The sequence below is a fragment of the Sphingomonas kyeonggiensis genome (genome assembly GCF_030812785.1).
In the GTDB taxonomy this organism is placed as follows: domain Bacteria; phylum Pseudomonadota; class Alphaproteobacteria; order Sphingomonadales; family Sphingomonadaceae; genus Sphingomonas; species Sphingomonas kyeonggiensis_B.
On record NZ_JAUSTJ010000002.1, the window covers coordinates 1167750 to 1192340 of the forward strand.

The following is a 24591-nucleotide window of genomic DNA, read 5'->3' on the forward strand; positions in this document are numbered from 1 at the left end:
TCAGATGGCGCTCAAGTTGCGCGAACAGAGCGCAACCTTCCAAGCGATCGGCGAGGCGCTCGGTGTGAGTCCTAGCCGCGCGAACGAGATCTACAAGCGCGCGCTTGTCGTGCAGGAGGAAGAGGTGGCGGGAATGGGCGTGCAGGCCATTAGGATCCTGCGGCACTATCGAGGCGATCTGCATGAACTTGCGTCCTTCGCCGAGCGAGATCCTCATGGTGCGTGCACGCTGCTGATCCAGGAACCTAATTGCCTTCGTAGGCACGCGTACCAGATCATTGACTGGCTGAAAGCTAGCAATCGCGAGAAGCCCTAGGCCGGGTAAGTCAGCTTGGCAGCTCTCCGGGGGCGTCTCCTACTGTCGGTGCCGGGGTGTTTGTGAAGTGGGTGGCTACGATCTTTTCGGCCATCCGAGCGTATTGGCTGGAATGATAGACAGAAAAATCGAAATCATTAAGCCCCGCTAGCTTGGATCTTACGACATCCTCGCTAAGATCTTCGCCGCGCTCGATAAGTAGTCTCAGTGCAATCAGGAAGCTATTGATATAGGTGGTGGCAAGAACCCTTCCTGGAACTTTCGCAGCGGTCGTCCATCGAGATTTATCTAAGTTCCTTTTTACGGACCGCAAAAAGGTATTCGTTGTATTGACGCAAAAGGCCACATAGCTCTCCAGGAGCGTCAGGTCTGATCCGGAAGCGACCAAATCTTTGTTCGCTTCCTTCCATATCGAAAATATCGAATCGGATCCGCTTGTTTTCACTAGCGGCTTTAGGCCGTAACTGACAATAGATGCGGTCTTAAGCTTCTCAGTGTCGTAAAAGTACTGTTGGATAAATCCTGATAGCGGGCCATCCTTCGCCATGCCAGCCAAGGTGCGCGCCGCAATCGACTCCCCCGAATAAGGATCTAAGACGATGCCGATAGCCTGTTTCAGTGGCGACTTTGCGCTAGTCTGGGTAGAGTTAATCTCCAAGAAAAGCTTCGCCTCAAATTTTTGACGATCCGGTTCACTTATATTATTCGGATAAATGATGCCCGTGACCAGAAGGTTTTGCTGTATTCTCAGCTGAGCAATCTCTGCGTCGTCAGACACGCTCTCATGGTAAGCAAAAACCCGATGCTGGCCATCGATTAGCCCGACAGAGTTCGGTCTATCTGGGAGTTTAATTAACACTGGGGCAGTGTCAGTTAAATCCTTTGCCTCAAGCGTAGTTCCGTCTTCTCCGATAGGTTTAACATCAGGCGGCAAGGTCACGATAATATTATTTATGAATACCCTGCGCTCCTTCTTCAGGTAAGCTCGGATAGCCTCGACTTTGGCCTTGGAAATCATCCTTTGATATAGGTTGAGCGAGTCTCGCCACCCATCCTTGCGTAGTACATACGCAGTGCGGAGTAGGGCCTCCGGGTCTGCATAAAAGGAGACGACCTTATATCCGTCGTCAAAATTAGAGTGTGCTTCAGGGAGCAGCGATCCGCTGTACTCTTTCCCAGCGGATGAAACGGATATCTTTCCACCACTTCCAACCTGCTTGTAATCCACTCCAAGGAATTCCAAGAGTTCGAGTATCGCAGATTTCTTTATGGCATCAATTACGGATGAAAAGTATCTCGCTGCCGAGTAGTCCAAGTAGGACGGATTTGGCACATTGCTCTTGTAGTGACTCTCAAAGTCATATCTTGAGCAGTAGACAATTTTGACAACCAGCTTGCTGGCGTGATAGTGCTGAGGAAATTGGTCAGCAGAGTCGATGAACTTCTGCTTCAAGAACTGAATAAAAGCAGGCCGGTCGGCGTCTATCTTGTCGTAAAGGACTTTTTTCGGTTTCAAGTGCGCGCCAACACTCGAGGGCTGGGATGTCGTGTATTCCATCAGAAGAATGACGTTCTCATAAACGAAAACGTCGTCGAAGTCTGACTTCTGCCCGTCGTAGGTAAACTCTTTGTCCGAGACGGCGGTCACGCGGTGGAAGCCGCAACCGCGAAAAATGGACCGAATCAGCGAACGATGATCCGCTTGGACCTTCGCATTGACCTGCTCGGGCGTTAGGGCCCTAGGGGCCTTCTTCTTTTTCGGCGCCGCCATTATTCATTGCCCCCCCATTCCTCGGGGATAGTAGCCACGGCTTCCCCGAGCTTGGGCGCCCGGACCGCAAGGCCGGATCTCCGCAATGCCAGTTCGCCAGAATTCAATTCATTCAGGCGCTGCTGAGCAAGCGCGATGTACCGAGGATCTTTGTCCACGCCGATTACCCGCCGTCCGGCCTTGATGGCGGCGATGGCGGTTGTGCCTGCCCCAAGGAATGGATCCAGTACTAAATCGCCCGGCTGGGTGAAGGCCAGGACGCAGCGCTCCGCGAGTTCGTGGGGAAACTGGCAGGGATGAATCGTCTTTTCTGGATGGTTTGCCTTCACATTTGGCAAATCCCACACTGGATCGTTTAGGAAGGCGTCTTCTGCCGAGAACGTCCAGAAGTCGGCCGGATTCTTTCCCTTCGGGTTGCCGCTAAATTTTCCCGCCTTGCCTTCGCCCTTTGCATTCGAATGCTTCTTACCGGGATAAAGTTGGGGCACTCGGATCGGATCTAGGTTGAAGGTGTATTCGTCGGACTTCGTGAACCAGAGGAGCGTTTCATACCGGCCCGAGAATCTCTTCGTCGCATGAAGCCCGAAGTTGAAGCGCCAGATGATCCTGTTCCGAAGCTTAAGTCCTAGCTTGGAAAATATATCGTAGAAAAAGAAGTCTAGGGGGTAGACCACTCCGCCTTCCACGAAATTACCGGTTTGCCAGCATAGGCTTCCCGTATCAGAAAGTTTTAGATACAAGCTCTCCGCTATTGGTCGGAGCCATTCCAAGTATTCTTGCAGCGACATCTTGCGGTCGCGCTCATACTCTTTGCCAATATTGTACGGAGGAGACGTCACAATAAGCGATACTTCGCCATTGTTTATAGTCTCAAGTGCCTTTGCCGCATCATCGTGTATTAGGTTGGCGTCTGTCGCGTTGGCCGCCACCACCTTAGACTGCTCCAATCCCGCCCCCAATTACTATTCCTTGCCGCTCGTACCTCAGTGGCACGCTACTCGAAAGAGCGATCCCCGCAAGCGGCGCCGAAACGGTTCTTTTGGGTAGCCGACAGGCCGCTTTGCGTCCGGCGGCGTCAGTTCCCGCCAATATGGGTAATAACACTTGACGTCAGCCGATCGCGGTCCTCGTCGGACAGGCCGAGCACCACGCGCTCGGGATAGGCGACCTTGGGGGAGCCGGCCTTGTCGGACACCTGGTCGACTAGGCCGAGCTGGTGCACCGACATGATGCGGTCGGCCGAGCTGCTGAAGCCGAGCTCGGCGCCGGCGGCGGTCGCGCGCTTCACCAGGTAGCCGGGTGCCTTCTGGAACATGCGCGGTGGTCGAAGATCCTTCTTCTTGCGCGCGACCGCGCCCAGACTCGCGGGCCGCAGTGAGCTCGCCTTGCGGGGCTCCATGCGCTCGCCATCGGGCTGGACGTTCGCGCGAATCCGCTTGGCATTGCTGGCGCGCAGGTCGTTCGCGATCGCGCCGGCGAGCTTTTTGCGCGCCGGCGGCGCGATCGACGCCGCAAGGCGCGCCAGTTCATGGTCGAGCGGATCAAGCGGGTCGCTCATGGCCGCGGGATCAGCTGCTCGCCCCCGAGCCAGATCTCGCGCAGTGGCGTGGCGCCGGCGCCCTCGAGCAGCATGTCGCCGATCGGCGGCTCGGGGAGGTGCGTGACATCCCAGCCACCGCCATCGCGTGGCGTGAGGGTGACGGCCTCCGAAAGTTCGAACTCCACCTTCAGATCCCAGCTGTTCGCATCGAGGATGTGCGCTTCGAACTTCACGGCCTCGTCGCCGCGCTGGAAGTTGAGCAGGAGATCTGCCTGGGCTTCGCGCAGCCAGAGGAGCACCGGCACCATGATCGCGTCAGGCGAGCTGGTGAGGCCCTCGAGCAGGATATTCGCCCGATATCGCCACTCATAGCCGAGCGCGGTGGTGAGGCGCGTGACGACCCGGCCCTTGTCCGCCCAGATCATCAGGCGATCCGGGTTCTGCGCCAGCTCCGAGTTGGCGGCGACGATCGCCGCGCGGCATGCATCGAGCTTGTTCATGGCGCCGGCGCCTTCGGGCAATCGGCGCGAAGAGGCTGGCCCTGGGACGCGAGCACCTTGCACTGCAGCGCGACATAGTCGAGCCGCATCCTGCCGGCGACGTCGTAGAGATCGTAGAAGCCGCCGATCGCCGTGATGCCGTCCATGGTCCCGTCAGCCAGGCGGCGCGGCCGCGGGAGCAGCGCCGGCGGCTGCAGGTCCGATGCCGGGATCCTCGCCATTGGCTGCGGCGGCGGCGTGGTCAAGCGCCCGCACCCCGTCAGCATCGATGCAGACATTGCGATACACAGGGCGATCGACCGTGATGCGTTCGATTTCATGGCGAACCTCCGTCATGGTGTTGGTCCGTTGGGCCTCGGCCTGGACGGCGCCGGCGCCGACCTGGTCGACGCGCTGCTCGCGCGCTGCGCGTTCTTCCGCGACGGCGCGGGTGGCAGTTGCCTGCTTGCCCTGCTCGATGGCCTGGCCATCGCCGCGGCCGACGACATAGGCGCCGGCGAGCAGCGCGATCGCGGCCAGGCCGCCGCCGAGAACCGCCCAGGGGTTCATGCCGCCAAGCCGATCGACGCCAGCCATTTGGCGACGTCGAAGCTGGGGCAGGCCTTCGCGACGCCCGGCCAATCGCGATGACCGCGGATTCGTGCGCGCGGGAATTGGCGACGGAGATCCTTGACCAGGCGCGCCATCGCCTCCTTTTGGGCCGCCGTCCGGGTGTCCTTCGGCGCGCCGCCAGCGTTCAGCGTCGCGGTGCCACCGACATAGCTGATGCCCAGATTGCCGGTGTTGCGGTTACCGACATGCGCACCCTTCTGATCGTGGCGCAGCGTTGGCACGACGTCGCCGTCCAGCTCGATCACATAGTGGTAGCTGGCCTGCCCGAAGCGCTCGACGTCCCAGCGGGTCACCTCGGCCGCGGAATTGTCGCGGCCCTCAGGCGTCGCGGGCAGTGGATCGTGATGTCCGTGATCCGGTTCGGGTCCATCCAGGCGGGCGAGCCCATGGTCATTCTCCTTTCGGAAGGTAGCGATCGCGGATGATGCCGGGGACGCCGGCCACGACGTCGACGGCCGAAGCGATGAAGCGGGGCGTGGCCTTGAACGCGATCATGCCGATCGTGAACTTGACGCCGTCCATCACGAATGGATCGAGGCCGTGCCAGATCGCGCCGACCATGCGCGCGGCGTAGAAGCTGACCACGGTGCCGACCGCGAGCTGCAGGAAGCGCTGGCCCCAGGTGAGGCCGCGCTCAAAGGCGAGGGTGACGGTGGCGCCGATCGCGCCAGGCACCAGGCCGGCGAGCAGGGTGCCGGCGGCATCGAGGAGGGCAGGGAGCTTTTGCATCTACAGGTCCCAGAGCTGGACGAGCTCGGCGGTGGCCGGCGCGGAGACGTTGTCGGGAATGGTGACCTCGAGCCCTTCGGGCAGGGCGGACGCGAGATCGGCGAGGCCGGGATTGGCGGCGAGGGTGCGTTCGACCGCCTCGGGACCGCCGCCGGTGGCGCGCCAGACCAGCGCGTCGAGGGTTTCGCCGGCGAAGGCGGGAGGCGAGAGGCTCATATCAGCGTGGCCCGGTTGCGCGTGCGGCCGCGGATCCTGCGAATCGCCGCGGTAGCGTTCCGCCGATGCTCGACGGCGGAGGTAGCGCGGATCTCGTTGCGCTGGCGGCCCGCGTCGGTTGCCGAGATATCGTTGGACGTGTCGGCAAGATCCGCGCCGGCAAGCGCGAACACCGCGCGCCGATAAAGCGTGACCAGTTCGCTCTCGCCGGCGAAGGTCGGCGCGTCGACCAGCTCGAGCGACGAGGCGCCGGCGGCTTCCTTCAGTTCGCGCCAGCTGGCGAGCTCGCGCGTTGCCTCGATCATGCCTGCGACCAGGGCATCCTGGATTCTGGCGGTTGTGAGGTCGCTTGGCACGCGGATTCCGGCCTTGAACGCGTTCAGGGACAGGCTCGGCCACCAGCCGTCGCCGGCGACGATCGTGTCCGGAGCAGCAGGTGGGTTGGCGACGAAGCCGGTCATCGGGATCCTCGAGGCGGCCGCGGTTTACGGGGGGTGAGGCGCGCGCGGGCGGGGCGATGGCCGAAGGCCGGTCCCAATCCGTTCGTTCCGCCCCCCGAGCGCCGCGGGGCGAGCTGGTGAGACGCCGGCGCGCCGGCGGGAATGTCAGTTGCCCTTGCGCGGGGCGCGCGGCGTGGCCGGGAGCAGATGATCGTGGGGGCGCGATGCCGTGACGCGGTGGCAGGCGTAGAGGCCGCCGAAGATCACCAGCAGGGCAAGGAGCGAAGTGAGGATGACGAGCCAGTCCATGTCAGCTCTCCGGCACGGCGAGCTTCTTCAGCTCGCGCTCGAGGCGGGCGATGTCCTTCTGCACGCCCACGGTGGAGTTCTTGGCGAGGGCCTTGCGGAGGTACTCCAGGCCTGACGCCATGCCGGCCTTGCGGGCGCCCGCGGGCCCATCGGCCGCGGGATCCATGGCTTCCGCCTGCTCGGCGACGAGCAGGCCGATCTCCTTCAGCAGCTTGGCCCGTGCCTGGTCGGGCATGTCCTCGTCCGCGGTCAGCTCCTCGATCGAGAAGAGCAGCTCGAGCGGGAAGGCTTCGCCGATCTTTCGCGCTTTCGCGGCTGCGTCGGCCGCCGTATCGACCATGAACGTGCCTGCGGTGCTCTCGAACCGCGAGGGCATATCGAGGTGGTGCCGCAGGACGTAGCCGCCCAGCCTAAGCGCGGCGTCCCAGTCGCCGATATCGAACGACCATATCATTACCTGGACGAGCACATCGTCGGCGGCGCCCGTGTCCGCGCCGAGCACGCCCAGGACCCAATCGGCATAGCCCGGGACCAGTTCGCGCTTCAGCTCGATCTTGCGGTCGATCGACTGGATCTCGCTCAGGCGGCGGAGATCCACTCCCAGACGCGCCCGCTGCAGCTCGTATTCGGACGCTGCGGCGGTGACGCGCGCTTCCGCGCCGTTGCGAGGCGTGGAGGCCTCCACAGCGGCACGGGCTGCCATTTGCCGGGCATAGTGGCGCTGGGCAGGGGTGATCATCGCCGGCCTCAGCCTTCGTCGATGTCGATCAGCTCGATATTCTCGAGCAGGATGGCCTGTTCGTAATCCTCGATCACGAAGCCTTCGTTCGACGAGGAATAGTCGGCGACGCGATCATATTCCGGCTCGTCCTTGATCAGCCGGCGGCGCTTCTCGTCCTGGTAGTAGATCGAGAGGTTCTTGAGCGGGGTGAGAAAGACTGAAGCTTCCGGGAAGTACGGCACGACGCCGGCCTGTTCACCCCCCAGGCGGCGGGTGGACAGGATGATGTCGCGCGCGACCTGTTCGGTCGGCTTCTCGTCCTGGTTGACAAGGCGGAAATACTTGTCGTGGAGTAGGTTCGAGCCGCAGATGGCGACCATGTCGGTGCGGTTGCGCTGCCAGCTGGGAAGCAGGCTGTGCTTCGCGTCCATGACCAGGGCATCCAGCGTCTTGTAGTCGCCGCCCTGGCCGATGCGGATCTTGTTCGAACCCTCGACGCCTTCCGACATAACCCGGGCCGCGTTGTTGGTGCGCATGTCCTGGAGCCAACCGATGTTGACGTCCTGGAGCAGTGGATTGGCGGCGCGATCCGTGGCGGCGGCCGCGCTGGTGCCGTTCCACCCGATCATGATGCGATCGAGCGCGGCGCGCTCCATGAAGGCGCCCTGCAGCAGCGTCTGGAACTCGGGGAACTTCGCCCAGGCGTCGAGCAGCGCGTAGGAGATGAAGGTGTCGAAATTGGTCTGCTTCAGCTCATAGCCGGTGGGCGAGGTGCCCTGCGGGCTGCGCGGATTGCGGCGATTGCCGCCGGCGGTGTCCGTGCGGCCAGCGATCGTCGAGTTGACGCCCAGGCCGACCTTCTCACCCTTCAGCTCGGGCACGCCAATGATGTTGATCATCGACAGGAAGGCGCTCGATTCCTGGGTCTTCACCTCGAGCGTCTGCTGCACCGAGGGATCGACGTTGAACTTCGAGCGGATGTCGACGCCGGGGTTCAGCTGCTCGACGCGAGCGAGATAGGTGTTGAAGGCAAGGCGGGTTTCGGTGCGCATCGGGAGGGAACTCCGGTCAGATCAGCGGGGGAGGGTCAGAAATCGGCCTGCGGGCCAGTGCCGCCGCCGCCGGTGGAGAAGGTCCGTCGCGGGCCGCCGGCATCGGTGTTGCCCAGCTTGGTCTTGAGCTCGGCGTGGCCGGTCTCGATCGCGGTGAGGCGGGTGCCGAAGCCATCGACCGAGGCGCTGAGCTTCTCGACCGCGCCCGCGAACTTGCCCAGCTCGGTGAAGAGGACAGACATGTTGTCGTTGGCTGGCGCGGGGGCCGGGGTGGGGGCGGGCGTCGGCGTCGGGGTCTGCTCCTCGGGCGTCTTGCTGAAGCTCTTCAGGAATGCCGTGAAGCTCTTGGCGAGGGTGGTAACCTCGCTATCCGGCGCCGGCGGCTCGGGCGCTTCGAAGGCGAGGTTGGTCTCGTGAGCGGCCGAGAGGGCGTTGCCGCTGACCTTGGCGCTGAACGCCAGGCGCTCCGTGCCGAGCGAGGCCGGCGTATCGGTCATCGCCATGCCGACCAGCCCGGCTTTGCCGGTGCCGGCATAGTTGGGCGCGATCTCGACGCTGGTGAACACCTTCTGGTCGGCCGAGTTCACCTTCACGGCCTGGTCGTTGACCTCGAAGCGCGCATACAGGCTGCGCAGCTTCTTGGGCTTGCCGTCGATCTGCAGCTCGTCGTCCTGGCTGCGCAGCTCGATCACGTCGCCATAGGCGTTGAACGGCGGCTCGGGGCTGAAGCCCGGGATATGCTCGAGGTTGATCCGCGGCGTGTAGGTGGCGGTGTTGAAGTTGCCGACCATCTGATCGATCCAGGCGCGCTCGATCGTGCGGCCATCGACGGTGGGGCCCTCGACAGCGACGCGGAAGAACTTGGTCTTGATCTTTGCCATGGCGGGCACGCGCTCCAAAAGGGGTGGCGACCGGATCTTCGGAGAGGAGAGGTCAGCCGATCCGGTCGCCAGGATTGGACCGGCTAAGGGGGCACCGATCCTTCGCGGGAAGAGGCGCGGGGAGGGGAATTTTCGCAACGAGGGGCTGTTGTAAGCGCCCCGGTTACAACAGCGGCACCGGTGGCGCGGCGGCGCGCCCGGCTAGCGTCGGCCCCGATGACCGGGACGATCCCCTTCGATGCCCGCCGGCGGGCAAAGCACCTCTATTGGGCCTGCCACACGCTGGAGCAGGTGGCCGAGGTGCTGGACGTCAGCGCGGCGACGGTACGCAGCTGGAAGGCGCGGGACGCCAAGGCCGGCGCGGATTGGGACAAGGCGTCGCCGCTCGAGCGCATGGAGGGCGTTACCGAGGCGGTCTACTGCGCGAAGGTGCTGAAGGAGCACAAGAACGGATCGGACTATAAGGAGATCGACCTGCTCGGCCGCCAGGCGGAGCGTTTCGCCCGGGTGCGCCGCTATGAGGCGCCGGGCGGGCATGAGGGCGACCTCAATCCCAATATCGAGGCGCGCAACGCCGGGCCGAAGAAGCGGCAACGCAAGAATCACCTGACGGCCGAGCAGATCGCCGCGGTGATCGACGCTTTCGAGAACGACTTGTTCGAATATCAGCTGGCCTGGCGCGGCCCGCGGACGAAGGGCGAGCTGCTCGCGTCGACCACGCGGTTCATCCTGAAAAGCCGGCAGATCGGCGCGACCTTCTATTTCGCCCGCGAAGCATTCATCCGGCTGCTCGAGACCGGCAACAACCAGATCTTCATCTCGGCGAGCCGCGCCCAGGCGAACAATTTCCGCCAGTACATCGTCGACTTCGTCCTTTCGGTCACCGGCGTGAAGCTGACCGGCGATCCGATCGTGATGGACCTGGACGAAGTGAAGGGGCCGCTGGGTGAATCGCCGAAGCTCTACTTCCTGGGTACCAATTACCGGACCGCGCAGAGCTATCACGGCGACGTCTATGTCGACGAGTGCTTCTGGATCTACGGGTTCGAGCAGATCGACGACGTCGCATCGGGCATGGCGAGCCAGGCGCGCTACCGGATCACCTATTTCTCGACGCCGTCGACGATCGCGCACGAGGCGTATCGTGCCTGGTCGGGCGAGCGCTACAACGAGGATCGGCCGAAGAGCGAGAGGGCGGACTTCAAGTTCAGCGACGAGGAGCTGCGCAAGGGCGTGCTCGGCGCCGACGGGGTGTGGCGCCAGCGGGTGACGATCGTCGACGCGGAGGCCGGCGGCTGCGACCTGTTCGACGTCGACCGGCTGAAGCGCCGCTATGCGCCGGACGTCTTCGACAACCTGTTCATGTGCAAGTTCGTCGACGACAGTGACAGCATGTTCCCATTCGCGTTGATGCGCCGGGCGATGGTCGACAGCTGGGAGACCTGGAAGAAGGATTTCGATCCATATGCGCTGCGCCCCTATGGCGATCGTGAGGTGTGGATCGGGTACGACCCCGCGGAGAGCGCTGCCGGCGACGACGCGGCGCTGGTGATCGTGGCGCCGCCGTTGGTGGCCGGCGGCAAGTTCCGGGTCCTGGAGAAGTTCCGCCTCAAGGGCCGCGACTTCCAGGAGCAGGCGGCGAAGATCATCGAACAGCTCGATCGCTACAATGTCGGTTATATCGGCATCGACAGCACCGGCGCCGGCGCCAGCGTGTGGAAGCTGGTGAAGGCGCGCTTCCCGCTCGCGAAGCGGATCGACTACAACGTCGCGGTCAAGACCGAGATGGTGCTCAAGGCGAAGAACGTCTTCATGGCGGGCCGCATCGAGTTCGACAGCGGCGCCCAGGACATCGCCAACAGCTTCATGGCGATCCGCGCCGAGCTGACGCCCAGCCAGCGCCAGGTGACCTACAAGGCGAGCCGCGCCGGCGACACCGGCCATGCGGACCTCGCCTGGGCGATCATGCACGTCCTCCACAACGAACCGCTCGACCCGGCCAACCTGGGCAAGCGCAAATCCCGAGTAAGGATCTCCGGAAATGGCAGAGAAGAACCAGGTGCCCGCGGTGGTCGCGGGCGCGAGCAGCAGCACCGCGATCGCCGCGACGCAGACGGGTGGCGGCGCCGGCAAGGCGCGGATCTTCCGCTTCGGCGATCCGGAGCCGGTGCTCGATCGCCGGGAGTTCCTGGGGTACGCCGAGTGCTGGCAGAACGGGCGCTGGTACGAGCCACCGGTGCCGATGAGGGGGCTGGCGCGCTGCTACGACATGTCGCCGCACCACCGCAGCGCCATCATCTTCAAGCGCAACCAGCTGCTGCGCCACTTCGTGCCGCTGGACCGCTTCGGAAATCCGGTTGAGGACTACATCGACGACGACGGCATTAAGCGGAAGGGAAGCGGCCTGGCGCCGCTACTCGATCGGCGCAACTTCGGCGAGCTGGCGCTCAACCTGCTGCAGATGGGCAATTGCTATCTCGAGCGGCGCGACAGCATGCTGGGCACGCCGCTGGTCCTGGTCAATTCGCCGGCGATCCATACGCGTCGCGGCGTAGAAGAGGGCGCCTTTTGGTGGGTGCCGGGCTACAAGCTTGAGACGCCGTTCGCAGCCGGCGCGGTGTTTCACCTCTACGAGGCGGAACTTACGCAGGAGATTTATGGCCTTCCCGAATGGACCAGCGCCATGCAGTCAGGCCTGCTCAATGCCGACGCGACCGTGTTCCGGCGCAAATATTATCAGAACGGCAGCCACATGGGTTACATCCTCTACGTCAGTGAGGAGACCCTCAGCGACGAAGACGGCGATGCCATCGAGGCCGCAATGGACGAGGCCAAAGGGCCCGGCAACTTCCGGAACTTCTTCCTCCACCTGCCCGGTGGCAAGGAGAAGGGCGTCCAGGTGATCCCGGTCGGCGAGGCCACGGCCAAAGACGAGTTCATGGGCATCAAGAACGCGACGCGCGGCGATATCCTGACTGCGCACCGCGTGCCGCCGGTGCTGATCGGCGTGGTGCCCGAGGTGAACGGCGGATTCGGCAAGCCGAGCGAGGCGGCCGACGCCTTCCATTTCGCCGAGATCGAACCGCTGCAGCTGCGGTTCCTGGAGGTCAACGCTTGGCTTGGCCTCGAGGCGGTGCGCTTCCGGCGGTATGAGAGGCAGGCAGCGCCGGCGGCCGCGGCCGCATAGTCGCCTTCAGCCCGCGAGCGACGCGCCTACCACTCGCCCTGGTCCTCGATCGAGGCGAGGACATGCTCCTTCTTGCGGGCGAGGCGATCCTCGACCGTCTCGATCCGATAGAGCCAGATGTTGTCCGCTGCGGGCAGCTCGTCGTGGCGGGGATCGTCGTCGTCCGCATCGTCGAGCGCCCGCCAAAGCTCGCCTGGATCGCCCGGAGGCAAATCTCGGCCGCGATAGGCATTGCCCATCGTGAAATCGCCGGCATCGGCGATCGTGATCACGAGGCATTCCTCGTCGTGCTCGTCGTCGGCGGCGGGAAACCGGACCATCGCCTTTTTCGGAAGCCTGGTGACGGTGCCCTTGGCACCGGAGCTGCAGGTCGCCTCGGCACCATCGATCAGCACGACGCGGGCGCTCCCGGCCTCATAGGGTTCCTCGTCGACCAATATGACCCATTGGCCGTCCAGCGCGAAGCTGGGCGAGATGCCGGCAATGCGCTTTGCCTGTTGCTGGCTCAGGCCGATGCTCTCCAGCTCGGCGACCGACAATGCCCATGCCGGCGCCGGGTTCATGCTTCCGCCTTCCAGGTCGAGCATCATGCGCGCCCTCCCACCGAATCCACCGGCCAGGCGAAGCGCGTCGCAGCACCCTCGTCGTGAGAGCTGGCGACGCTCCGCAGGATGCCCTTGACCACGTCGCGTACGTCTTCGCCGATCTGACGAGATCCGCGCGGAGTCCGATACTCGGGAACGTTGGATGCCATCCAGCCGATCGCAGTGGCGACGCCATCGATGACGAGCGCGATATCGAGGATCGCCTTGTCCGCGTTCTCGCCGCCGCAAGTCTCGATGACGGTGTCGACTACCGCGTGCGTGATACGGTTGCGAAGCTCCCGTTCTTGCTCGCTAATTTCGTTCCGAATGTAGTGCATTGCCAGCTCCGACCGAGTCGAGCCGATATAGAACAAAATTAGAACAAATGCGAGTCAGCGGACCTGGACAACCTCGAGGGTTCCTGCCGGCGACGGGCGAAGGAGCTCGCTGGCGGGGACGGCGGGATTGAGCCAGGCCATCCAATCCTTGAAGGCCAGCGGCACGATCTGGCGGCTATGATAGGGCGACACGTCCGGGCCGGGCTCGGTGGTCAGCATCGTGAACGCCTCCCCGACGGGCGTGTCCGTGCGGCAATAGCCGGCGATGGCGAAGAATGGCTCCCCGCGCATCGTGAAGAGCCACTTGTCCTTTAGCCTCTTCTTCGGCGCATCGTCGGCGGGTGCGGGCGTGGTGAACTCGTAGAACCCGTCCGCGATGATGAGGCAGCGGCCGACCGGGAACTCTCGACCCTCCGAGCGGAAGTTGTAGACCGGCTTGGCGCTGCCCGGGCCCGGCCAGCTCCACCGCCTCGCGACCAGTTCGACGCCTTGGTCGCCCTCGGCCGATGCCCTGACGATGGTGCCGGTGTCGGTGATCCTGATGTCATCGCGAGGCTCGCGGTTCGGCGCCCCCTCGGGAAAATGGACGGGGATGCGGAGCTCCGAAAACTTCGCGCGGAGATCGTCCAGCAGCACGTGGTCGCGGTAATCGTTGCACATAATCCACAGCTTGGCGCGGGCGCGGCAATGAGTCGAGGCCTTGCTGCCGACGGGAACAAAATGCGAACACTCCGGCTTTTGAAGTCGGAGGGCATATGCGGAAGGTCGATCGCGACGAACTGGTCTTCGTAATCTATCACGAGCTGCGCAATTGGGGCGTCGGCTATCGACGCGCGATTTTCAAACCGAGTCACGACCCGACCGCTTGCCCGGAGCATATCCCTGCGATGAAGGTCGCGGAGGTGCTGCGCAGGGTTGAGATCATCGACCCTGCCGAGCCGAGAAGAGTTCTGTCGCTCGATGAGCTCGTCGCGATATTCGTTCCCGCGATCCGCGCCTTTCCGGGCGCGATCGGCAAGCTGTGGTTGTCGCGGATCTCCCAGCACGAGACCGACGCCCGCCAGGCGGCGGCGATCCTGCTGGCCAAGACCCTCGATCCGTATTTCGTCCTCTCGGCCGGCAAGGAGATGGTGCTGCCGAGTTACCCGCGCTTCGAGATCAAGCCCTACGCGCTTCAGCCCAGCTGGCCCTGAGCATGGGCGCGAACATCAAGATCCTGTCCCTGGGCGACATCGTGCGGCGTGGCTGGAACGTCGAGATCGAATGCCGATGCGGCCACAAGGGCGTCGTCGACGCGGCGAAGATGGACCGGTGGTACATGTGCCACATGTGGTCGACCTCGATCTCTGCGCTTCGTCAGCACCTATACTGCCTGGGGTGCGGTGGGATGCCGCCGGCGGTCCGCATCCGGGCCACCGCCGCGGCGCCTAACACAGCGCGCGGCCGCTTCCCAGCCAACGAGGAGGGGTGGAAGCGCCTGGTCAGGGGCCTCCGCGGCTAAAAAGGGGCAGGGTGTCGCCGCTCAACGTGACGAGCCGCGCTAGCCCCCGCGCCTCGCCTGCGGTCTTTTGATATCGAAATCGTTGCAGTCGACGCCGTCGCGGAGGTCTATTTACGGCGAGAAACTGCATTGAAGCGCGTTGCGCCACGTTGCATCTCGACGCATCTGCCTGGTCGAGCTCGCGTTCGTGAACCCATTGACGACCGCTATCGTCGGGACCGCTGAACGGCCGAATATGGGTGGAAAGCGGAATCGCAGCTTTTGGGCCGAATGCCGCGAAAACGGACGTTCCTGCGCCTCGTCGTTCTAATGTCCGCTACCGCCCACTGCCCGTCATTATGCGCGAGTGCGCCGGGCCGAGAGGCGACCGCTGCACCGCCGCTCGCAAATAGCAAGGCGTGTGATATAGGAACAGTCCGTGATCGCGCTCGTTTGTCGTCGCTACGGTGAGAGTACCAAAGGGCAATGACTGAATCCGAGCGCGCATCCACTCCCAGCAGCAAGTTCGAGCTGCTGGTCCAAAGTGTCACGGACTATGCGATCTACATGCTCGACCTTGAGGGGCGCGTGACCAGCTGGAATGCCGGTGCCCGCCAATACAAGGGGTATGAGGCGGAGGAGATCATCGGCCAGCACTTCTCTCGGTTCTACACACCCGAGGAAAGGGAGCTGGGGATACCTCGGATCGCCCTGGAGACTGCCGAACGCGAGGGCCGCTTCGAGGCGCATGGCTGGCGGGTCCGCAAGGATGGCAGCCGGTTCTGGGCGAATGTCGTTATCGATCCCATCCGGGACCCTTCCGGGAGCCTGATCGGCTTCGCCAAGATCACGCGCGACCTTACGGAGCGCCGGGCGGCGGAAATGGAGCTTCGCGCGAGCGAGGAGCGGTTCCGCCTGCTCGTCCAGAGCGTCACGGACTATGCGATCTACATGCTCGACCCCGAGGGCCGGGTCAGCAGCTGGAACGCCGGTGCGGAGCGCTTCAAGGGCTATGCCGCCGACGAGATCATGGGCGAGCACTTCTCGCGCTTCTATACCGAGGAGGATCGCCAGGCCGAGATCCCGCGCATCGCGCTGGAGACTGCTCGCCGGGAGGGACACTTCGAAGCCGAAGGATGGCGCGTCCGCAAGGATGGGACGCGCTTCTGGGCGAGCGTGATCATCGACCCGATTCGCAACGATGATGGCGAGCTTATGGGCTTCGCCAAGGTCACGCGCGATCTTACCGAGAAACGCGCGATCGAAGAACAGCTTCGCCAGTCGCAGAAGATGGAAGCGGTGGGTCAGCTCACCGGAGGGATCGCGCACGACTTCAACAATCTGCTGACCGGCATCAGTGGCAGTCTCGAGATGATGCAGATGCGGATGGCGCAGGGACGCACCGCCGAGTTCGACCGGTACTTCATGGCAGCCCAGGGCGCGGTCCGGCGCGCGTCCGCCCTCACGCACCGCCTTCTGGCGTTTTCGCGGCGCCAGACCCTGGATCCGAAGCCGGCCAATGTGAACCGGCTGCTCACCGACATCGAGGAGCTCGTCCGGCGCACCATGGGCCCGGGCATTTCGGTAGAGGTCGTCGGCGCCAGCGGCTTGTGGACCACGTTGGTTGACACCAACCAGCTCGAAAACGCGATCCTCAACCTTTGCATCAACGGCCGCGATGCGATGCCGGACGGCGGCAAGCTGACGATCGAATCTTCCAACAAATGGATCGACGAGCGCGCCGGGCGAAGGCACGACCTGCCGCCCGGGCAATATGTCTCGATCTGCGTGACTGATACAGGCACCGGCATGGCGCCGGAGGTGATCGCCAAGGCGTTCGATCCCTTCTTCACTACCAAGCCGCTCGGCGAGGGGACCGGCCTCGGGCTCTCCATGGTCTATGGCTTTGCGCGCCAGTCCGGCGGTCAGGTGCGGATCTATTCCGAGCTCGGACAGGGCACGACCATGTGCATCTATCTGCCGCGTCACGACGAGGATCCGTCGGTCGAGAAAGAGGCGACCCATTCGGCCGCCCTCGCCCCGACCGGGGAAGGGGAAGTTGTGCTCGTCATCGACGATGAACCCACGATCCGAATGCTGATCGCGGAAGTCCTCTCCGAGCTCGGCTATGCCGTGATCGAGGCGCCGGACGGCCCCGCGGGCCTCAAGGTCCTGGAGTCGAACGCACGAATCGACCTGCTCATCACCGATGTCGGCCTTCCCGAAGGAATGAACGGCAGACAGGTAGCCGATGCAGCACGGGTCAACCGGTCCGACCTGAAGGTGCTCTTCATCACCGGCTATGCCGAGAATGCGATCCTCAGCCGCGGCCGCCTCGAAAATGGAATGTTCGTCATGACCAAGCCATTCCAGATGGAAATGCTTGCGGACCGCATTCGGGAGATCATCGAGAAATAGTGCTGCGGCGCCTCGAGCGCGGAAGCTATAACGGAATCTGCTGCGCGAAGCCGTTAGTCGGGAAAAGGCCAGCTTGTGACGAAAAGCAGCTATGTCCGCTTTTGGGAAACGCTGGTCCACACTTGAACGGCAAGAGGTGGGTGGGAAGCGGCGAGGCGGCTTGCGAGCCACGATATTGAAAAAGCAGCCGTTGTCACCACGCCGAGATTGTGGATGCTGTGTCTATGGCCCCCTCGTTTTCAATAGACCGGCAGACCGGCAATATCCGTATTGGCGACACTGTAGTGCTCAAGTCAGGCGAGCAAAGGGCCGCCGTTGAGCCACAGGTTGCGACACTGGCAGACAGCTCGCGAGATCACGGTAACGGCTTTGATTGGCTCCACCTGCGCGGACTGACGTTCGGTGGTCAACCAGCGCACCTCTCGTTGTGCTTTCATGATAATTTGCTCGAACAAGCATCTTGGAGCGTACGGCTGCCAGATGCCGAAACGGATGGTGGTTGGCCGACAAGAGACGCGATCGATGCAGAGGTCGCGTTCGTTCACCGCACGCTGACTAACGAGATGGGAATACGCGCTGGCTCGTTACCATGGGGCGAGGTTTGGAGCAGCTTTGATGCCAAGGGGTTTTTGGCAGCTAATGGGCTTCGCTATTATCGCGCTTAACGTCCGCTTCTGGGGCGTTGGCTGCCTGTCCGCTCCTGGACCGGCGGCTGCCCGGCTGAGCGCCCGACAATGGGTGGATAGCTGCCTGACGGCTTAGCCGCATTTCTAGTTGGAAGCCGTCATTCGGTGTGTCAGCTTGAACGGCATGCGAGTGCTTGAAACTTTCGAAATTGAGCGTGGGCTGGTGATCGCAGTCGAAGCATCGACCGGCCTCCCGGTTGGCAAGCGACTTACCGCCTCCGTGACGCGCGAGGATGGGACCACCCTTTCAGCAGTTGCGTTCAAGGAGTGGCTGCTGCGGCGCGATCCGCGCCCACTTGAGAATGAAGCCTACCTACTGCCGGGGTTGAAGAAGACGGATGTTCCCGTCGGCAGCGAGGTTAGGCTTGAACCAGCGTTCGCACTCGGAACGGCTCATTCCGCCAGCGTTGCAGCACAATTTCAATCGCTGGGCTGGTCGCTGACCAAGGAGTTTCGCGTCGCAGGCGATATCGAGCCCTACGAGTACCTGTTTGAATGGCACCGGGAGGGTGAGCCCGTTTATCCGACGAACCAGTAAACAGTCGCCGTCTCTGGTTTCGCGGCAGGAACCGCCCGTCGGCTTTTAGAGGCGTCGGCCGCAACCCGGAACGTCTGCAATTGGGGCGATAGCCGACAGGCCGCTTTCGTGAATTCCCCGGAATGCGCTGCGGACCCTCCCGCGGTTTCGGACACCTCTTCCCCAACGCAGCTCCCGACCGGCGGCGCCGCAGACTCTGCGGAACGAGGGGAGTGGCACGGTTCATGCTCGTCCCCCCTCGCATACCCATCGGGCGGCGCAGCCGCCCGGGCCCGACGGCCAATTCTTGGCTGTCGGGTGGTAGAGTGCTCGACATTTCGGGGTGGGGGACCAGCTTACAGGAGCATCGGGTCGCCCAAGCGACCCGATTCCTCACTGGGCTATATCATAGCCCCCCGGTCTCATCGCCCGTGGAAGATTCGCCCCTCTGCCTCTCACGGCGGTCGACAGCGGCCGCCAAGCTCCTCAGCGTTTCGCCAAGAAGGGTGCTGCCGGTCCAGGTGGCGGCGATCTTTTCCTCGTTCGTGAGGCGCGCGAGCATGGCCTCGTACTCCGCCTTCTCGCGCTTGCGGCGGTCCTCCTCGCACTCGGGCATCGGAGCCTTACCGATCAGGCGGCCCAGCCACCCGCGCATGCCCTCCGGGCAGAGCAGGGCGTAGGCGTTGCTGACCTGGCGAACGATCTGTCCGCCGGGCTCGGGGTCTTCCACGGGCTCACTGCGGCGGATCCAGGATAGGAACCCATGCTTGCGAAGGCGCTCGATCGCCTGGTGCACGGCTTTGTAGGAATGGCCGATGGCGTCGGCGATCGTCCGCAGCGCCGGCTCGAGGCGGCCTGTGGCGTAATCAACCGTCTCGTACATGAAGGCCAGGACCTCGATGCCGATCGGGCCGAGGGCTCCGTTGCGCGCGCCTGGTTCAACTTCACGGCGCGCGGCGCGGGTCTTCAGCTCAAAGCTCTTCGCTGCCTTCAGCAGCGCCGCCGTCCAGCGCTTGCCGCCGCGCGCGGTACCGCCGTTGATCGGCTTCCAGATGCAGTCCTCGATCTGGCCTACATAATAGCTGTTGCGCCAGACCGGCTGGCCCGATCGAGGGCTGTCGCCCCGCTGAAGGCGGGCGCGTGTCTGCCGGTCCTGGACCCGGCCGGCGACGCCGGCTGCGAACGCGCCGATAGGGCGCGCGGTGCTGAACGGGGGCTGCTCGCTCATGCGCGTGCACCCCCGGCAAATGTTAGCGCCTCGGGCCCTCCAACAGCGACACGGCCGGAGGAAGCCCCTCCAAGACCATATCGGCCCACAGCTGCGCCAACTCTCGTCGACGAGCCATGAAGGCGGCGCGGTTGTATGCGGCCTCCACCCCCTTGGGGATGTGTGCCAGCATCAGGTCGATCACAGCGCGATCGCCAGGCCGTTCCTCGCGTTCGGCCAGCTCGTTGAGCTCGGTCGAGAAGGTGGCCCGCCAGCCATGCGGCACATGCCGGCCCCTGAACGCCGGCAATCGATTGTACATCGCGCCGATCGTACCATCGCTCATCGGCCGGTGCGCATTGCGGGTGCTCGGGAAAAGGTACGGCCCGGGCTTCGTAAGCGCGATCGCCATCTTGAACAGTTCGACCGCCTGCGACGAAAGCGGCATGACGAACTCGAACGAGGGGTCTTCCTTCCGATCCCGCGCGAGCTTCATTTTTTCGGCCGGCACACGCCAGATCGGCTCGGGCCCGTCGAGGGCCTCCAATTCGCCGGCCTGTGCCCACCGAATCACACCTGGTCGCGCCGCAGTCAGTGCGAGCAGGCGCGATGCTATCTTCACCAGGGGTTGACCAGGTTGTGCTTCGCTCTGCCTCAGGAGTTCGCGGGCGTCCTCGATCTTGCGCAGAGCCGGCTGACGGCCGCGCCGAATCGGCGTCAGTGCACCCTGGACGGCTGCAGCGGGATTGTTCTCGCACCTGGCCGAGGCAATCCCGTAGGCGAAGATCGCGTCCAGGCGCTGACAAACCCGGTGCGCCGTCTCCACCGCGGGGCGCTTCTCGATCTTGCGCAGCACCGCCAGTACGTCCGGCGGCTTGATCTCGGAGACGAGCATGTTGCCCAGCTTGGGGAAGACATGCGTATCGAGGCTGCTCAGCACATCGGCCGCATGCTTTTCGACCCACCGAATCTTCTGCAGCTCGTGCCACTCGGTGGCGAGCTCCTGCAGTGTGGGCGTGCCGATCGGCCCACCACGCTTCTTCTCCAGCGACGGATCGCCACCCTCCCGAAGGATCCTGTGAGCATCGTCCCGCTTGTCGCGCGCCCTCGCGAGCGACAGGTCCGGGTATGGGCCAAGGACGAGCGTGCGCTCCTTCCCGCGAAAGCGATACTTCCAGCGAAACGAGCGGAAGCCCGTCGGGGTGACGAACAGGTACATCCCGCGTGAATCGGCGAGCTTGTAGGCCTTGCCCGTCTTCGCGGCCGCGCGGCATTTCGCGTCGGTTAGCACGCGGTGCCCCCTTGGAAAGAGGTGCGTGCCCCCGAAATACCCCCAGTTCGGCTGCGCTCGTATGCGACTCGTTGCGACATTTCGCGACCGGGCTTAGAGTAATTTGTCTCCTTGGCCAGCCACTTACGCAACACGATGCATCACTATGCGACAATCCCTTGGCGGAGAGGGTGGGATTCGAACCCACGGTGCGCTTCCACGCACGGCGGTTTTCAAGACCGCTGCCTTAAACCACTCGGCCACCTCTCCGCGTCGCGGCACTCGCTATCCGGATTGTCGACGGTCCGCTACAATTTGTTGACGAAAGCGGACGCCGGGGGGTTCTGCATCCCGTCTCCCTGTGGCACAAAAAGCGCATGCGGGGATCGAGTAGAGTGATGCGTAGCCTGTTGGCGCTCGGCGTGGCCGTGATTGCGGCGGCGCCGATGGGTGCCCCTGCGATCGCGCAGGACGAGAGCGGGTTCCAGACCTATCTGGGCGAGCTTTCGCGCCAGGCTGCGGCGCAGGGCGTGAGCCGGCGGACGATCGACAGCGTGATCCCGACGCTGACCTACAATGCCCGGGTAGTGCAGCTCGACCGGCAGCAGCCCGAGACCGCGCCCAACGCCCCGATCTCCAATTTTGAGCCCTATCGGGTCAAGCATGTCGACGCGGCGCGGATCGGGCAGGGCAGGGCGGCCTATCAGCGCCAGCGCCCGCGGCTGCAGCGGATCGAGGCCGAGACCGGGGTGCCGGAATCGATCATGGTGGCGATCTGGGGCCACGAGACCAATTACGGCAAGGTGATGGGCGGGTTCGACCTGCCGCGCGCGCTCGCCAGCCTGGCCTATGAGGGGCGCCGCCGCGACCTGTTCGCCAGCGAGTTCATCGCGACGCTCAAGATGATCGACCGTGGCGTGCCGCGCGAGAAGCTGGTCGGCAGCTGGGCCGGCGCGTTTGGCGGGCCGCAATTCCTGCCCTCGGTCTATCTGCGCCTCGCCCGCGACGGGGATGGCGACGGCATGGCCGATATCTGGACGAGCGAGGCGGACACGCTCACCTCGATCGCCAATTATTTCGTCAATGCCGGCTGGCGCAAGGGCCAGCCCTGGGGCTTCGCGGTAACCGTGCCGGCCAGTCTCGACCGCAGCGCGATCGTCAACAGGACCGTCGCGCCGCGCTGCCCGCGCGTGTTCGACCGGCACAGCCGCTGGAAGACGATGGCGGAGTGGCGCGCGCTGGGGATCGTGCCGCAAACCCGCGCCTGGCCGGGCGACAATGTCCAGGCGACTTTGCTCGAGCCTGACGGCCCGGGGAAGACCGGCTATCTGCTCACCGGCAATTATCGCGTGATCCTCGACTATAATTGCTCGAATTTTTACGCTTTGTCGGTAGGCCTGCTCGCCGATGAGGTCGAACGCTAGCATTTTCGCGCTCTCGCTCCTCGCCGCGCTTGGCGGCGGAGCCCCGAGCTATGCCCACGCCCTGCAACAGGGCTCTGTGGGCGCGCAAGCCTATGGCGGGCAGGATCAATCCGCCGAGACCTGGCGCGCCGCCGACGGCACGATCCGCTCGCGCCCCGCACGGGTGCAGCCGAACTATCAGCCGGCTCCCGAGCCGGTCGCGCCGCCGCCCGAACCCCAGCCCGAGCCGCAGCCGCAATGGGCAGATCCCGCGCCCGCGCAGCAGTCGGGCGCGCCGGGAGCCTCCTATGCGGTACCGGGCAGCACGCCTGCCCCGCAGAAGAAGGGAAGGGCGCCCGCGCCGGTCCGGCATCAGCCGCAGCCGGCTCCTTCGCTGCCCCAGGACTATAGCGACCCCACCGCCGGCGTGACCGGGCCGAGCGGTTCGTCGCAGCCCGGCCCGGGCGAGACGCCGCGCTATGACGAGATCGGTTATGCCGGCATCCGCCCGGTCAGCGACGCGGCGGACAAGGCAGTGGTGGCGGTGCACCGCTCGCTGCCGGCCAACTCCTATGTCGAAGTCACCTCGCTCGACACCGGCAGGACGATCCTCGTGCTGGTCACCGGCTCGGACCCCGGCGCCGATCACCCGATCGACCTCTCGGCCGGCGCCGCCCGCCTGCTCGGCGCGCAGGGCGATTCGATCGCGGTGCGCATTCGCAGCGTCAACCCGCCTTCCATGGACAAGGCCGCGCTCCAGGCCGGACGCCCGGCCGGCGACCGCGCCGACGCGCCGCAAGTGCTGCTCACCGCGCTGCGCAAGCGCCTGCCGAACCAGCCCAGCTATGCTGCCGCGCCACCGCGGGTGACTCCGCCCGCCTATAGCCCGCCGCGTACCGCTGCGCCGCGCCCGGCCCCCGTCCGGACCTCCCCGCCAGCCCCGCGCCCCGCCGCGCAGGGCAAGTTTCTCGTGCAGGTCGCCGCACTTTCTAACGCCGGGCGCGCACAAGCGCTTGCCCAAAGCCTTGGTGGGTTCGTAAAGCCGGGTGGCGGGCTCTATCGCGTCCAGCTCGGTCCCTTCGCCACGGCGGGCGAGGCCGAAGCGGCACGACGGCGCGCCGCGGGCGCGGGCTATGGAGATGCACGCGTCCAAGCCAACTGAAAGGCCGGACGGACCCCATGAAGAAGTTTTTGCTTGCCGCATCGTTCCTGGCGCTCGCCGCCGCCCAGTCGACGAATGCCGCCGGCCCGCCGCCTTTCGACACGCCGGCGCCGATCGCCTACATGGAGGACCTGTCCTCCGGCGCGGTGCTCTATGCCAAGGATGCAGATCGCCGCATCCCGCCGGCGTCGATGGCGAAGATGATGACCGTCTATGTCGCCTTCGACCTGATCAAGCGGGGCGAACTGAGCCTCGACAAGCAGATCGAGGTGCAGCCCGAGACCTGGAAGAAGTGGCACAGCCAGGGCTCGACCATGTTCCTGGCGGTGGGCGAGAAGCCGACCGTCTCCGACCTGCTCAAGGGCATCGTCACCCTGTCCGGCAACGACGCCTGCGTCGTCCTCGCGGAGGGCATTTCGGGCACCGAGGAAGCGTTCGTCCAGCGGATGAACGAGGCGGGCAAGAAGCTCGGCCTGACCAACAGCCATTTCGGCACGTCGAACGGCTGGCCGGACGAGGGCCGCACCTATGTGACCGCGCGCGACCTGGCGCATCTCGCCAAGGCGACGATCAAGGATCATCCGAAGCTCTACAAGGACTTCTACGCGCTGCCGAGCTTCACCTGGGGCAAGACGCTGGGCGCCGGTGCCGCGATCAGCCAAGCCAATCGCGACCCGCTGCTCGGCAAGGTGCAGGGCGCCGACGGCCTGAAGACCGGCCATACCGACGAGGCCGGCTATGGCTTCACCGGCTCGGCCGAGCAGAATGGCCGCCGTCTCGTCATGGTCGTCGCCGGGCTCGACACCTATGGCGGCCGCGCCGAGGAATCGGTGAAGTTCATGAACTGGGGCTTCCGCGCCTGGCAGGCCCGGCCGATCGTCAAGAAGGGCCGCAAGGTCGGCGAGGTGCAGGTGCAGGGTGGCACCACGGGCAGCGTCGGCGTGATCGCGCCGAACGACCTCAACGCCACCGTCCCCGCCGGCACCGCGCCCGAGATGCAGGGCCGCATCGTCTATAACGGCCCGGTCCCGGCCGGCTTCAAGGCGGGCGACCATATCGCCGACCTCGTCATCGACTCGCCGGGCCTGCCCTCGCAGACCGTGCCGCTGGTGGCGGAGCAGGACGTCGCCGAGGCGGGCTTCTTCGGCCGGGCCTGGCGCGGCTTCTGGTCGTTGTTCGGCTATTGATGCTGAAACTCCCCTCCCTGAAAGGGAGGGGTTGGGGGTGTGTTGCGCCCCCGGCCTTCCGGGGG

30 protein-coding genes and 1 tRNA gene are annotated in these 24591 nt (G+C 64.5%); 11 read left to right on the top strand and 20 right to left on the bottom strand.

What is annotated here, in order from left to right; genetic code table 11:
• Positions 1-4 precede the first annotated feature (4 nt).
• Positions 5-316: a hypothetical protein gene (locus J2W22_RS15105; RefSeq protein WP_307119061.1), complete on the top strand. Its 312-nt coding sequence runs from the start codon at positions 5-7 to the stop codon at positions 314-316.
• A 10-nt stretch (positions 317-326) separates the two neighbouring features.
• Here the strand turns inward: J2W22_RS15105 and J2W22_RS15110 are convergent, their stop codons facing one another.
• From J2W22_RS15110 to J2W22_RS15175, 14 genes are all read right to left on the bottom strand, one after another.
• Positions 327-2087: a DGQHR domain-containing protein gene (locus J2W22_RS15110; RefSeq protein ID WP_307119062.1), complete on the bottom strand. Its 1761-nt coding sequence runs from the start codon at positions 2085-2087 to the stop codon at positions 327-329.
• On the bottom strand, positions 2087-3046 hold the full coding sequence (locus J2W22_RS15115; protein ID WP_307119063.1) for a DNA-methyltransferase: 960 nt from the start codon (positions 3044-3046) through the stop codon (positions 2087-2089). The genes J2W22_RS15110 and J2W22_RS15115 overlap by 1 nt, the downstream gene beginning before the upstream one ends.
• Before the next feature lie 116 nt (positions 3047-3162).
• Entirely contained in the window at positions 3163-3645 is a 483-nt protein-coding gene (locus J2W22_RS15120; RefSeq protein WP_307119064.1) for a phage virion morphogenesis protein, read from the bottom strand.
• Positions 3642-4127 (bottom strand): phage tail protein, encoded by a 486-nt coding sequence (locus tag J2W22_RS15125; protein WP_307119065.1) that lies wholly within the window; start codon positions 4125-4127, stop codon positions 3642-3644. Before J2W22_RS15125 ends, J2W22_RS15120 begins: the two co-directional genes overlap by 4 nt.
• A complete protein-coding gene (locus tag J2W22_RS15130) occupies positions 4124-4273 on the bottom strand; it encodes a hypothetical protein (RefSeq protein WP_307119066.1) in 150 nt (49 codons plus the stop codon). Before J2W22_RS15130 ends, J2W22_RS15125 begins: the two co-directional genes overlap by 4 nt.
• Positions 4274-4280: 7 nt before the next feature.
• A complete protein-coding gene (locus J2W22_RS15135; RefSeq protein WP_307119067.1) occupies positions 4281-4703 on the bottom strand; it encodes a hypothetical protein in 423 nt (140 codons plus the stop codon).
• A complete protein-coding gene (locus J2W22_RS15140) occupies positions 4673-5032 on the bottom strand; it encodes an N-acetylmuramoyl-L-alanine amidase (protein WP_307119068.1) in 360 nt (119 codons plus the stop codon). Before J2W22_RS15140 ends, J2W22_RS15135 begins: the two co-directional genes overlap by 31 nt.
• A gap of 97 nt (positions 5033-5129) precedes the next feature.
• Positions 5130-5468 (bottom strand): hypothetical protein, encoded by a 339-nt coding sequence (locus J2W22_RS15145; RefSeq protein ID WP_307119069.1) that lies wholly within the window; start codon positions 5466-5468, stop codon positions 5130-5132.
• A complete protein-coding gene (locus tag J2W22_RS15150) occupies positions 5469-5684 on the bottom strand; it encodes a tail protein X (RefSeq protein WP_307119070.1) in 216 nt (71 codons plus the stop codon).
• On the bottom strand, positions 5681-6145 hold the full coding sequence (locus J2W22_RS15155; RefSeq protein ID WP_307119071.1) for a head completion/stabilization protein: 465 nt from the start codon (positions 6143-6145) through the stop codon (positions 5681-5683). The genes J2W22_RS15150 and J2W22_RS15155 overlap by 4 nt, the downstream gene beginning before the upstream one ends.
• A gap of 144 nt (positions 6146-6289) precedes the next feature.
• Complete coding sequence (locus tag J2W22_RS15160; protein WP_307119072.1) at positions 6290-6433, bottom strand: hypothetical protein; 144 nt, start codon at positions 6431-6433, stop codon at positions 6290-6292.
• 1 nt (position 6434) lies between these two features.
• The gene (gene gpM / locus J2W22_RS15165; protein WP_307119073.1) at positions 6435-7172 is read right to left on the bottom strand and encodes a phage terminase small subunit; all 738 of its coding nucleotides are present in this window, start codon (positions 7170-7172) and stop codon (positions 6435-6437) included.
• A gap of 8 nt (positions 7173-7180) precedes the next feature.
• A complete protein-coding gene (locus J2W22_RS15170) occupies positions 7181-8206 on the bottom strand; it encodes a phage major capsid protein, P2 family (protein WP_307119074.1) in 1026 nt (341 codons plus the stop codon).
• Between the two features lie 35 nt (positions 8207-8241).
• Positions 8242-9087, bottom strand: a complete 846-nt coding sequence (locus tag J2W22_RS15175) for a GPO family capsid scaffolding protein (RefSeq protein ID WP_307119075.1) — start codon at positions 9085-9087, stop codon at positions 8242-8244.
• Between the two features lie 216 nt (positions 9088-9303).
• Here J2W22_RS15175 and J2W22_RS15180 point away from each other — a divergent pair, with 216 nt between their 5' ends.
• Positions 9304-11448 carry a DUF1804 family protein gene (locus J2W22_RS15180; protein WP_444875419.1) on the top strand — a complete coding sequence of 715 codons (2145 nt, stop codon included), beginning with the start codon at positions 9304-9306 and terminating at the stop codon, positions 11446-11448.
• A complete protein-coding gene (locus tag J2W22_RS15185; RefSeq protein ID WP_307119076.1) occupies positions 11357-12274 on the top strand; it encodes a phage portal protein in 918 nt (305 codons plus the stop codon). The genes J2W22_RS15180 and J2W22_RS15185 overlap by 92 nt, the downstream gene beginning before the upstream one ends.
• A 26-nt stretch (positions 12275-12300) precedes the next feature.
• Here J2W22_RS15185 and J2W22_RS15190 read toward each other — a convergent pair whose 3' ends face one another.
• Genes J2W22_RS15190 through J2W22_RS15200 form a run of 3 tightly spaced genes read right to left on the bottom strand, consistent with a single transcriptional unit; the run spans position 12301 to position 13832 of the window.
• Positions 12301-12864: a hypothetical protein gene (locus tag J2W22_RS15190; protein WP_307119077.1), complete on the bottom strand. Its 564-nt coding sequence runs from the start codon at positions 12862-12864 to the stop codon at positions 12301-12303.
• Positions 12861-13196 (bottom strand): hypothetical protein, encoded by a 336-nt coding sequence (locus J2W22_RS15195; RefSeq protein ID WP_307119078.1) that lies wholly within the window; start codon positions 13194-13196, stop codon positions 12861-12863. The genes J2W22_RS15190 and J2W22_RS15195 overlap by 4 nt, the downstream gene beginning before the upstream one ends.
• 54 nt (positions 13197-13250) lie before the next feature.
• Entirely contained in the window at positions 13251-13832 is a 582-nt protein-coding gene (locus J2W22_RS15200) for an SOS response-associated peptidase family protein (RefSeq protein ID WP_307119079.1), read from the bottom strand.
• Positions 13833-13951: 119 nt separating this feature from the next.
• Between J2W22_RS15200 and J2W22_RS15205 the strand changes: the two genes are divergently transcribed.
• The 5 genes from J2W22_RS15205 (at position 13952) to J2W22_RS15225 (ending at position 18318) form a co-directional block, all read left to right on the top strand.
• The gene (locus J2W22_RS15205; RefSeq protein ID WP_307119080.1) at positions 13952-14389 is read left to right on the top strand and encodes a hypothetical protein; all 438 of its coding nucleotides are present in this window, start codon (positions 13952-13954) and stop codon (positions 14387-14389) included.
• Positions 14390-14391: 2 nt separating this feature from the next.
• Positions 14392-14697: a hypothetical protein gene (locus tag J2W22_RS15210; RefSeq protein ID WP_307119081.1), complete on the top strand. Its 306-nt coding sequence runs from the start codon at positions 14392-14394 to the stop codon at positions 14695-14697.
• A gap of 465 nt (positions 14698-15162) precedes the next feature.
• Positions 15163-17094, top strand: a complete 1932-nt coding sequence (locus J2W22_RS15215) for a hybrid sensor histidine kinase/response regulator (protein WP_307119082.1) — start codon at positions 15163-15165, stop codon at positions 17092-17094.
• 224 nt (positions 17095-17318) lie between these two features.
• On the top strand, positions 17319-17759 hold the full coding sequence (locus tag J2W22_RS15220) for a hypothetical protein (protein ID WP_307119083.1): 441 nt from the start codon (positions 17319-17321) through the stop codon (positions 17757-17759).
• 151 nt (positions 17760-17910) lie between these two features.
• Positions 17911-18318 (top strand): hypothetical protein, encoded by a 408-nt coding sequence (locus J2W22_RS15225; protein WP_307119084.1) that lies wholly within the window; start codon positions 17911-17913, stop codon positions 18316-18318.
• Positions 18319-18703: 385 nt separating this feature from the next.
• On the opposite strand, the gene J2W22_RS15230 is transcribed toward J2W22_RS15225, so the two are convergent.
• The 3 genes from J2W22_RS15230 to J2W22_RS15240 all read right to left on the bottom strand — a co-directional run bounded on the left by J2W22_RS15230 (position 18704) and on the right by J2W22_RS15240 (position 21044).
• A complete protein-coding gene (locus J2W22_RS15230) occupies positions 18704-19525 on the bottom strand; it encodes a hypothetical protein (RefSeq protein WP_307119085.1) in 822 nt (273 codons plus the stop codon).
• A gap of 22 nt (positions 19526-19547) precedes the next feature.
• Positions 19548-20795 (bottom strand): tyrosine-type recombinase/integrase, encoded by a 1248-nt coding sequence (locus J2W22_RS15235; RefSeq protein WP_307119086.1) that lies wholly within the window; start codon positions 20793-20795, stop codon positions 19548-19550.
• A 159-nt stretch (positions 20796-20954) separates the two neighbouring features.
• Positions 20955-21044: transfer RNA gene (locus tag J2W22_RS15240), tRNA-Ser, on the bottom strand.
• Positions 21045-21172: 128 nt separating this feature from the next.
• Here J2W22_RS15240 and J2W22_RS15245 point away from each other — a divergent pair.
• Genes J2W22_RS15245 through J2W22_RS15255 form a run of 3 tightly spaced genes read left to right on the top strand, consistent with a single transcriptional unit; the run spans position 21173 to position 24526 of the window.
• Positions 21173-22198, top strand: coding sequence for a lytic murein transglycosylase (locus J2W22_RS15245; protein WP_307119087.1), 1026 nt, complete (start codon positions 21173-21175; stop codon positions 22196-22198).
• Complete coding sequence (locus tag J2W22_RS15250) at positions 22182-23339, top strand: SPOR domain-containing protein (RefSeq protein WP_307119088.1); 1158 nt, start codon at positions 22182-22184, stop codon at positions 23337-23339. Before J2W22_RS15245 ends, J2W22_RS15250 begins: the two co-directional genes overlap by 17 nt.
• 17 nt (positions 23340-23356) lie before the next feature.
• The gene (locus tag J2W22_RS15255) at positions 23357-24526 is read left to right on the top strand and encodes a D-alanyl-D-alanine carboxypeptidase family protein (RefSeq protein WP_307119089.1); all 1170 of its coding nucleotides are present in this window, start codon (positions 23357-23359) and stop codon (positions 24524-24526) included.
• Positions 24527-24591: the final 65 nt, after the last annotated feature.